At 63.7% G+C, this 2,096-nt stretch carries 2 protein-coding genes; both read left to right on the top strand.

The annotated features are described in order from the left end of the window. Positions 1-435 precede the first annotated feature (435 nt). Positions 436-1,056, top strand: a complete 621-nt coding sequence (locus tag IBX53_RS15885; protein WP_290911286.1) for an OmpW family outer membrane protein — start codon at positions 436-438, stop codon at positions 1,054-1,056. A 217-nt stretch (positions 1,057-1,273) separates the two neighbouring features. Further along, a complete protein-coding gene (locus IBX53_RS15880) occupies positions 1,274-1,867 on the top strand; it encodes an OmpW family outer membrane protein (RefSeq protein ID WP_290911278.1) in 594 nt (197 codons plus the stop codon). The last annotated feature ends 229 nt before the right edge of the window (positions 1,868-2,096 follow it).

Raw genomic sequence — 2,096 nt, 5'->3', positions numbered from 1 at the left:
GCCGGCAAGCGCAGCGTGAAGGGCAGCCCCTGAATCAACCCCGGCTGCAGCAACAGACAGACCGCCAGGGCGGCGGCGACCAGCAGGGGAACCGCCTCGCGCCACGCCGGGTGCCGAAGGGCCATCTCGCGTCTCATCTGCGCTCTCCTTGTCAGCTCCCTTCAGTCAAGACGATTCCCGCCGATCCCGCGAGCCCCGGCGCTGCGCCGCGTCAAGTGTTGTACAAGCGCGATGGCCGTTAACGGGGCCGAGTGCCCCAAAAAGACCCGCGACTGCCCATGATCGCGCGTCATGGACGGCTATGGGCACCATGTAAAAACTTTACAAGACTTTTGCAAATATCGTTTCTATAGTCATACTTGTACAGGATGCAGGACCCCAGGCACGACGTTGCCGCCCAGAACGACGACCAAGCTCGACGAGAGGAATGCCCCGATGAAAAGAACCAATCTCCTGACCGTCACCGCCATCGCCGCCGGCTGCGCCATGGCGAGCCAGATGGCCCTGGCCTACAGCGCCGGAGATATATTCGTTCGCGGCGGCATCGCACAGACCGACGTCAAGTCCAACAATGGCGACCTCACAGCAGACAACCTGCGCCTGGATGTCTCCGACGAGCGGGGCCTCTACTACGGCGTGGGGTACCTCCTGACCAACAGGCTGGGCATCGAGCTCAGCGGACAGGAGAACGTCGAGCATGACCTCAACCTCGAGACACTGGGTGATATCGGCAGTGTCGATCGGATGCCGGTCAATCTGCTGGTCAACTACTACCCCATGGGCGGTGTGGATTCCCGCGTGCAGCCCTACGTGGGCGCCGGTCTCAACTACACCCGCTTCTCAGGTGAAGATACCCCTCTGCCGATCGACGTACGCCGCAGCTACGGCGCCATCGGCCAGCTGGGCGTAGATCTCGCCGTGGCGCAGGGCCTGATGCTCAACGGCTTCGTGAGCTACGCCGACGTCTCTGCCGACGTGCGCCTGGGCGGTGCGGACATCGGCGAGGCCAAGATCGACCCCATGTCCATCGGCGGCGGCATCACCTACCGCTTCTGATCGACTCTCATCTTGCCATCACGACGCTGGGCCTCATGCCCGGCGCCGTCGCGTCTCCCCTCCCCCTTCTTGCTCGCCACAAGGTGAAATGAATTTTCACAATTCTTGACCACTCGTGACGGGACATTTGGAAACAGTGTTTTCTATAATACCTTGGTCATAGGCCACCGGGTATTCCGGCTCGGCTCTCGCGTGAAGCAACAGGAGGATCCTGACCATGCGTACCACTCGACTGATCACCGCCGCCGCCATCGCCGCCAGCTGCGCCTTCGCCAGCCAGGCCGCCCTGGCCTACAGCGCCGGCGATACCTTCGTGCGCGGCGGCTTCGCCAAGTCCGACACCCGCTCCGACAATGGCGTGCTCGACGGCATCAGCAGCGGCGAGACCGGCTTCACCTTCGGCGCCGGCTACCTGTTCCACGACAACATCGGCGTGGAGCTGAACAGCTCCGAGAAGATCGAGCATGAATTTTCTGCCGGTGACCTGGGCGGCACCATCGACCGGATGCCGGTCAACCTGCTGGTCAACTACTACCCGCTGGGCGGCCTGGACTCCCGCGTGCAGCCCTACGTGGGCGCCGGCCTCAACTACACGCGCTTCTCCGGCGAGCCGGAGGGGGTGGACGCCCGCCGCAGCTACGGCGCCGTGGGCCAGGTGGGCGTGGATCTCGCCATCACCGAGAACCTGATGCTCAACGGCTTCGCCAACTACTCCGACGTGGACTCGCGGCTCTCCGTGGAGGGCGAGCGTATCGGCACCGCCAAGGTGGACCCGATGACCATCGGCGGCGGGGTGACCCTGCGCTTCTGATCGCCTGACGGAGACGCCGCTGACGCAAGACGCCGGGCCCTGGCCCGGCGTCTTGCCGTCTGGCGGTCGGAAAGTTGCACCGCACAACTCTTGCCCTGGATCAAGAATACCCCCAGGCGGACTGATTACACTGGCGACATCCCCTGGCAGGCCAAGAACTGCCACTCGTCATCGCTAGACAGCATCAACAAGGAGTCGCCTCCATGCGCAAGACCCTACCCACCCTGCT

The organism is Halomonas sp. (assembly GCF_014859505.1).
Taxonomy (GTDB): Bacteria; Pseudomonadota; Gammaproteobacteria; order Pseudomonadales; family Halomonadaceae; genus Halomonas.
Note: the sequence above shows the minus strand (reverse complement) of the source record. Positions and strands in the feature narration are given on the sequence as shown.